Genomic DNA, 206 nt, shown 5'->3' on the forward strand with positions numbered 1-206 from the left:
GCCTGCAGCTCGGTGGCCGAGCTCGTCACCATGCTGATGATGCCGCCCACCGCGCCCTCGAAGCTGTCGGCCATCGCCCGCATCGCCGCCTTGCGCTGCGCCTCCGCCCCGGCCCGCGCCAGCACCGTCTCCTCCTCCAGCGCCCGCATCCGGATCAGGCCGTCCTTGAACACCTGAACGGCGTCCGCGATGGTGCCGATCTCGGT

Annotated in this window: 1 pseudogene; it reads right to left on the minus strand. The window is 71.8% G+C overall.

Annotated features, from left to right (window positions below):
* A pseudogene (locus tag AC0IY1_RS25750) lies at positions 1–206 on the minus strand (methyl-accepting chemotaxis protein); the annotation flags it as partial.

The sequence above is a fragment of the Methylobacterium sp. AC690 genome (assembly GCF_979256535.1).